Origin of the sequence: Peribacillus sp. NPDC094092, from assembly GCF_050279365.1 — a bacterium.
Lineage (GTDB): Bacteria > Bacillota > Bacilli > Bacillales > DSM-1321 > Peribacillus.
This window is the reverse complement of record NZ_JBNNUC010000017.1, coordinates 1-7,926: the sequence shown is the minus strand read 5'-3', so window position 1 is coordinate 7,926 and position 7,926 is coordinate 1. Positions and strand designations below refer to the sequence as shown.

The window sequence follows — 7,926 nt, the reverse complement described above, 5'->3', positions numbered from 1 at the left end:
CTTCAGCGCCGATGGTAGTTGGGGGTTTCCCCCTGTGAGAGTAGGACGCCGCCAAGCCATTCAAAAAGATCAGCCATCCGGCTGGTCTTTTTTTGCGTTATGAACCCAAAGTTGTTATATCACCACTGAGAGTGGCTGAAATCGAAAATTGTTTCCTTTCATATTGAGAATCGTTTTGACCCATCCTCAACTTAGGATATAAGCGAGACATTCTTCCATCATTACTTAGACACGAGTTATAAAAATCGATCTCAAATGACTGGGGAATTGGATGTAAATAAACAGCAGTGCATATATTTTAGTTAAAAAGAAATTTATTCAGAAACTGGTAACTAAAAAATCGAGAATAGAAGGAAGCCTTCATAAATAATAGAATAATTTGTGCAACAGCAAATAAAAGCGTTCTTCATCTTGTATGAACAGTAACAGCTCCAAGGTATGGCTGAACTTATAAGGTAAATTGGATCCGAAATGAGTACCTCTGGAATTTGGAGATAATGAGGATGAGGCATCTCCTTATAGTTTTTATGGACTGCTTGATGAGTTTGACACAATTAAATTAGAGCAGTATAATAATCCAGTAGAACGATATACTGAAAAGTTAACTGATTAACTTAACTTAAGTGTAAATTCAATACCTTTGAATACAGAAGCTAATCATAAGTATTAGTAGAACGATATACTAATATTATTGGTAGAACGATGTACTAAAAAGAACTAATATTAGTAGAACGATATACTAGTTAGTGGAGTTAGTAGAACGATGTACTAACTAAAGCAGTTAACCTAATGAAGTTTATTGTTTTCATTTAGTAAGTAATTTTGTTTCTTAAATTTAGGTATGGGGCAAGGGGGAAACTTCCGAAAGACTTAAGAATCAATTTGCATTTCGATAACTTTTTTAATAGGGGTGTGTTTCATGAAAAATCCATTTATAAAAATGGCAACAGGTTTATATATTAGCTATTTTATTTTAGGCATGATCAATATTATCATTGGGTCAAATATGGAAAATTTATCTGACCAATTAAATACAAGTGCCTCAGGGATAAGTTACTTGGTCTCTGCCATAGGTATCGGTAAGTTAGTTTCTTTGTTTTTCGCCGGTAGACTGTCAGATAAATTAGGAAGGAAACCATTTGTTGTTTCAGCATCTTTTATCTACCTGATCTTCCTCATAGGTATACCTTTGGCTCCTAACTATACACTGGCATTTATATTTGCTGTGTGTGCTGGTATTGCAAACTCATTTTTGGATGCGGGAACGTACCCGGCACTTATTGAGGCTTTTCAAAAGAAAGCTGGTTCCGCAACCGTATTAATAAAAGCGTTCGTCTCAGTCGGTGCTGCGCTTTTGCCATTTATCATGGCGTTCTTTATAGCTAGAGATATGTTTTACGGGTATACATTCTTTTTAATGGCTGCTGTTTATCTTGTTAATGGATTTTTCCTGCTTAAGGTTTCATTCCCGGATCATAAAGCTAAAAACCAGAATCAAGATGATGCACAAGCTATGCCTGTTCACCACCAATTCCTCTCAAAACCGAAGTTTGCTCAGGAAGGTTTGGCCGTCATACTATTAGGCTTCACATCAACTGCTTTATTCATGCTCGTTCAAGTCTGGCTCCCGAACTTTGGACAAGGTGTATTGGGGCTAACCCAGGCTAAGGCTGTTCAATTGCTTAGTTACTATAGCATCGGCTCCCTTGTTTCTGTCATTTTACTAGCAGTTCTATTGAATAAAGTGATTAAGCCCATTACCGTCATGATTATCTATCCGATCATTGCGGCATTATCTTTATTGTCACTCATTTACATCCAGCAACCATTCATAACTGTTTTGAGCGCGTTCTTCATTGGGCTTTCAACTGCAGGGGTGTTCCAATTGGCCATGACGATAATAACAGAATTCTTCCCAGCCAATAAAGGGACGATTACTTCATATGTAAACATTGCAGCTAGTTCAGCCTTTATCATCATACCATTCGTTACAGGTATCATTTCTAAGAGTGCTGGTTTAACTGCGGTCTTCTTGTTTGATGTGGCAATTGCGGTAGTTAGCATCTTATTGGCCATATTCGTTGCCTATCGATATAAAAAGGTAATTAAGGATGCCAATTAATCGGTCTAGGCCAAACATCAGCGGGGCATGGAGCCCCACTGATAATAATGATAAAGGGGGAAACACCATGCAAACAATCACGATCAAGGACGTTACGATAGGAGAAGGGGTTCCAAAGATCATCGTTCCACTGATGGGGACTACTGAAGAAGAACTGCTTAAAGAAGTAGAAACGGTAAATGCGCTACAGCCGGATATCATTGAATGGCGTGTAGATGTCTATGAACACGTTGAAAGCTTAGAAGCCGTTTCGAATATGGTTTTCAAACTTAGAAGTGCCATACCCAATACTTTGCTGCTTTTCACTTTTAGAAGCCATAAAGAAGGCGGGAACAAGGAAATCAGAGATGATTATTATTTCCAGCTTCTTCATACAGCAATTAAAACGAAGAATATTGATCTTGTCGATGTAGAATTATTTTTTGAAGAATCGTCAGTGAAGGAGACGGTAAAGGTAGCTGAGGAAAATGGCGTATACGTAGTAATGTGTAACCATGATTTCGATAAGACACCAGCAAAAGAAGAAATCATTTACCGATTGCGTAAAATGCAGGAGTTTGGAGCCCATATTCCCAAAATCGCTGTAATGCCCAAAACTGTCGGCGACTTACTCGTGTTATTAGATGCAACTTACACGATGAAAACCAAGTATGCCAATCGTCCATTCATTACGATGTCAATGTCGGGCACAGGTCTGGTCAGTCGATTATCAGGTGCGGTGTTTGGATCTGCTTGTACATTCGGAGCCGGAAAAGAAGCATCTGCCCCAGGACAAATTCCTGTTAGTCAATTAAGGGATGTATTGGAGATCATTGATCAAAACATTTAACCCATAATTCCTTCCAAGAAGGGATTTATATAAATTTTTAAAAATCAGGGGGAATAGAACATGGAAAATTTAGGACGAATTAATGGAAAAACAGAATTGGTAGGATTGCTGGCAACACCTATCGGACACTCTTTATCACCTGCCATGCATAATTTGGCTTTCGATAAATTAGGCTTGAATTGCGCCTATTTAGCATTTGAGGTTGGAAACGAACAGCTGGAAGATGCAGTCAAAGGAATGCGTGCATTAAATGTAAAAGGATTTAACGTATCCATGCCTAATAAAATGAAAATACTTCCATACCTTGATGAACTGGCAGACAGTGCTAAATTTTCCGGGGCCGTTAATACAGTTGTCAATGTCGATGGAAAGTTCGTGGGCCACAGTACCGATGGAATGGGATATACTCGGAACCTAAAAGAACATGGTATAGATATTAAAGGCAAGAAAATGACTCTTATCGGTTCTGGCGGGGCTGCTACTCCAATTGCCATTCAATCTGCGCTGGAAGGTGTGGCGGAAATCAGCATTTTTGCTCGTGATGATGCTTTCTTCCCGCAAGCAGTAGAGAATGTACGGATCATCAATGAAGATATGAAGCATTTAAATGTGAAAGCCAATGTTTATCCTCTTGAAAATGTTGAACAATTAAAGGCTGAAATCGCAACTAGTGATATTTTGGCAAATGGAACTGGCGTTGGCATGAAACCACTTGAAGGATTAAGTGTCATTCAAGACGAATCAATGCTGCGTCCTGATTTGATCGTAACCGATGTTGTTTACATCCCCCGTAAATCTAAACTAATGGAACAAGCTGAGGCTGCCGGTGCTACAGCAATTAATGGTCTTGGGATGATGCTTTGGCAAGGTGCATTGGCCTTTGAATTATGGACAGGTCAACAGATGCCTGTTGATTACATCAAAGAGCAATTGTTTGCAGAATAAAAAGATTCCACTCTGGAGATTATTCTCCATTTTATCGTAATAGAGGTTTATTCATACTCGATGTGAATCATCGGTATATGATCACCACCAAATGAGTGCAGTAACCTCGGAGCTAAGAAAACGCAGGGAGTGAAATCCCTTGTTTTTCTTAGCGTTTTTTTTTGAAAAGTGGTTTTCATTTAAATGGATATCATAAAGGGAAGGCTTTAATGGAATTATATTTTGCATTAAAGTGTTCTAGGGGAGAAACACAACGTGATTTATTATAGGGGTGTAATAATGAAAAATCAGTATTACAAAGCGGCATCTGGCATGTATATTAACTATTTCCTGCTGGGGATGGTTAATATAATTCTCGCCTCAAACATGTCCTCTTTAACAGAACAATGGGATACGGACTCTACTGGCATCAGTTATCTTATTGCAGCAATAGGAATAGGCAGATTACTCACGTATGGTCTCTCGGGAGTATTATCTGATAAATTTGGAAGAAAGCCATTGATCATTGTCTCTTCGGTAATAATGGGAGTTTTTTTAGTTGGGATTCCATTTTCCCCCACATATGAAATGGCCTTTGTATTTGCATTGCTTGCGGGAATTTCCAACTCAGCCATGGATGCAGGTACATATCCGGCTCTAACGGAAATGTTTCCTGAATCTGCTGGTTCCGCCAGTGTTATGGTCAAGGCTTTTGGTTCACTTGGTGCAACCATCCTGCCATTCCTCATCTTGTTTCTTACTAGGAACCAGTTATTTTACGGGATTGCATTTTTATTACCGGCTGTCATCTATTTCATGAATATGTTTTTTATGTTGTCCGCTTCATTTCCCAAAAGCAAATCCGATGCTGCCGGTCATGAGGAGGGTTTGCGTATGAACAGGTTCATAACTGAACCTAAATTTTGGAGCGAGGGGGTCGCGTTAATCATAATTGGATTTACATCAACTGCGTTATTTACAGTTTCGCAAATCTGGTTACCGAGTTTCGGCCAGGAAGTTGCAGGGATGTCATCTTCAGGTGCAATTAAATTATTGAGCTATTATAGTGTGGGATCACTGATTTCCGTCCTGCTATTATCCATCTTATTAAACAAATGGATTAAGCCCGTGACGGTGGTATTGATATATCCAATGATTACTTTACTTACAGTAATCATCATATTAACGATACATTCAGCTATTGTCTTAAGCATTAGCTCCTTTTTCCTTGGGGCATCAACAGCTGGGATATTTCAATTGACCATTGCAATAATGACTGAACTTTTCTGGAGGAAAAAAGGGACTGTAACAGGGATCGTTGCAACTGCTTCCAGTTTGGCGAGCGTCATTTTGCCAATTGCAACGGGCCTGATCGCTAAGAGTGGGGATATATCGCATATATTTCTTTTCGATTGCTTTATTGCAACCATAGGAATCCTAGCTGCAGCTTTTGTTTATTACCGGTATAAAAAATTGACACAGCACCAGACCATGTTTAACCATGGCTAAAAATATTGAAGGGTTATTAAAACTCCACCTTCCAGAACCAGGGTGGCGTTTTTTTTGGACTGATGAATATTGGATATAGATGCATTGGAGTGTCATTAAGAAACCCATGTCCCAAAAGCAAGGGTGTAATAATGACAGTAACTATATTATTATTATAGTAAGAACATGATAATAATAAGTACATCAAAAATACATTCAAGATGGTGATTGAACTATGAAACAATCCAAAAAAGGGCGGGTCACGCTGCAAGAGGTAGCAAAACATGCTGGAGTATCTACATCCACCGCTTCCCTTATCGTTCGTAATAACCCCCGAATATCGGAAGCGACGCGAAAAAAGGTATTAAAATCCATGCACGAATTGGGCTATGTCTACGATAGAATTGCAGCAAACCTAAGGTCGCAGAGTTCCGATACTGTAGGAATCATTATTACCGACATATCAAATACCTTTTTTTCTGAATTCCTGATAGGCGTTCACGATGCATTGGATGAGGTTGGGTATACAGTGTTGCTGGGGACTACATTCGACTCGGTTGCCAAGCAAGACCATCTCCTTTCGACCATGATGGAACATAGGGTGGGAGGCCTGATTCTTTGTCCTGTCTCTGAAAGCTCACAAGATACAATTGAACGGTTAAATGAAATTGACACGCCGATGGTCCTTGCTGTTAGGGAACTGCCTGGAGTGAATAGTGACTATGTAGGCATAGATTATCCAGAAGGAGCCAGGATTGCTGTTGATCATCTCCTTGGAAAGGGGCATACAAGAATTGCGCTCCTTGGTGGCATCAAGGAATCTTCTACTTGGATCGAGAGAATGGAGGGATACCGTGAAGCTCTTTCAAGAGCTGGATTGGAAGTGGATGAATCGCTGGTGATAGATAGTGCCCCTACACGGGAAGGGGGGCTGGAGGCTGTATTGAAAGTACTTGAGAATCCTAATCCGCCTACGGCGATTTTTTGCTTTAGTGACTTAATTGCCTTCGGTGTTATGCAAGGATTAATGATGAAAGGATATACACCTGGAAAAGATATAGATATCGTAGGGTTCGATAACGTTCCGGTCGCAGAAATCTATCATCCTCCGCTAACGACCATTTCCTCATTCCCTAGACGTATAGGAAAAGAGGCAGCGAATCTTCTGTATCAGCAAATGGAGAAAATTGAACGTGAACAACAGCGAATCATATTGAATCCAGAACTGATTATTAGAGAGTCTTCCTAAAAAAGAAAAATAAAAAGGTGATTAGTTTACAGGAGGCTAGTATCCGTACCGCTGTACCCTTTTCATCTTTTCTATTATTCTTTTATTGGGAATATTGATTACATAACAAAAAGGATGATCTTACTTAAGCGGTTCATAAATATCCCAGGCCACTTTCAATGAATCGACTATGAAGTCTGCCACTTCATCAACATCAAGATCATTGGTATTCACTTTTGAATGATGATAGGAGTATATTTCTTGTCTCGTGTAAAAGAGTTCTTCGATTTCCTCAAGGGACCGACTTTGTAAAACAGGTCTACTATCAATTAGTAAGCCTATTCTCTCTTTCCAGTATTCCCAAGATAAGTCCAGATAAAAGACAATGCAATTGGATAAACAGATATTCCGTATATCCTCTTGTAAAAATGCCCCGCCTCCAACTGAAATGATTTTCAATTGTTGTTGACTAAAGCTTTCAATCACACTTTTTTCTTTTTCGCGAAAAGCTTTTTCCCCAAACTTCTTGAATATTTCTGTAGTGGGCATATTGAATTCCTTTTCAATTTCTTGATCTATATCAATAAAGTCCCTATATAATTTCCTTGCTACTTTCTGACCGATCGTCGTCTTTCCTACCCCCATAAAGCCAATAAAAACGATACTTTGCATCCTCAAAGATGTGTTTTTATTAATCATTTATAAATCCCTCTCCCAACTTTAAAAGTCTCTCCTGAAATTTTTAAAATATATTTATTATAGTACAAGAAAGTAAAATTGTAAAAAAATTTTTTAATATTTGGACAATGGAATTCCGTGATTTAGCGGTTTATTTAAATCAATCCATTAGAAAGGAACAATCTGTTTTCATATTCGATTTATACGTCTAATTATATGTTTCTTCATCTATAGTTTGATATTGCCGTTATCTATCGCTTGCAGGTTTTATGGATTAATAAGTGATTAAATCATTTAACAAAGAAATGTATAAAATGTGTTGACTTTATAAGGGGAAAGGATTAATATAAATAAGCACCAACTAAGACAAACGAAAAACTTCATCACTTTCGGCAGATTGCAGAAAGAAATAACTATTGACTTCTTACTATGAAAATGATAAGATGAAATGGTCGCTGAAAAATACAGCGATTTAAAATAAGTTAAAAACTTCGCAGAAGTTGACAACTAATCAATAAGATGTTATGATGAATAAACAGCCGTCCGAAAGGACGATTGTGAAATTGCTCTTTGAAAACTGAACAAAACAAAGCGCCAACGTTAAATTTTAAGTGAGCACACACTATCAAAAAAGCAAATGAGCAAGTCAAACATTTC

At 38.4% G+C, this 7,926-nt stretch carries 6 protein-coding genes; 5 read left to right on the top strand and 1 reads right to left on the bottom strand.

Going from position 1 to position 7,926, the window contains the following annotated elements:
- Nucleotides 1-919: 919 nt before the first annotated feature.
- From ACQKNS_RS27260 to ACQKNS_RS27240, 5 genes are all read left to right on the top strand, one after another.
- Complete coding sequence (locus ACQKNS_RS27260; protein WP_427646327.1) at nucleotides 920-2,122, top strand: MFS transporter; 1,203 nt, start codon at nucleotides 920-922, stop codon at nucleotides 2,120-2,122.
- A gap of 67 nt (nucleotides 2,123-2,189) precedes the next feature.
- Complete coding sequence (gene aroD / locus ACQKNS_RS27255) at nucleotides 2,190-2,951, top strand: type I 3-dehydroquinate dehydratase (protein ID WP_427646325.1); 762 nt, start codon at nucleotides 2,190-2,192, stop codon at nucleotides 2,949-2,951.
- 60 nt (nucleotides 2,952-3,011) lie between these two features.
- Complete coding sequence (locus ACQKNS_RS27250) at nucleotides 3,012-3,896, top strand: quinate/shikimate dehydrogenase (protein WP_098373846.1); 885 nt, start codon at nucleotides 3,012-3,014, stop codon at nucleotides 3,894-3,896.
- Nucleotides 3,897-4,175: 279 nt separating this feature from the next.
- Nucleotides 4,176-5,384 (top strand): MFS transporter, encoded by a 1,209-nt coding sequence (locus ACQKNS_RS27245; RefSeq protein WP_427646322.1) that lies wholly within the window; start codon nucleotides 4,176-4,178, stop codon nucleotides 5,382-5,384.
- Nucleotides 5,385-5,598: 214 nt separating this feature from the next.
- The gene (locus ACQKNS_RS27240; RefSeq protein ID WP_427646321.1) at nucleotides 5,599-6,612 is read left to right on the top strand and encodes a LacI family DNA-binding transcriptional regulator; all 1,014 of its coding nucleotides are present in this window, start codon (nucleotides 5,599-5,601) and stop codon (nucleotides 6,610-6,612) included.
- A gap of 120 nt (nucleotides 6,613-6,732) precedes the next feature.
- Here ACQKNS_RS27240 and ACQKNS_RS27235 read toward each other — a convergent pair whose 3' ends face one another.
- Nucleotides 6,733-7,290, bottom strand: a complete 558-nt coding sequence (locus tag ACQKNS_RS27235; protein ID WP_230304103.1) for a shikimate kinase — start codon at nucleotides 7,288-7,290, stop codon at nucleotides 6,733-6,735.
- Nucleotides 7,291-7,926 lie beyond the last annotated feature (636 nt).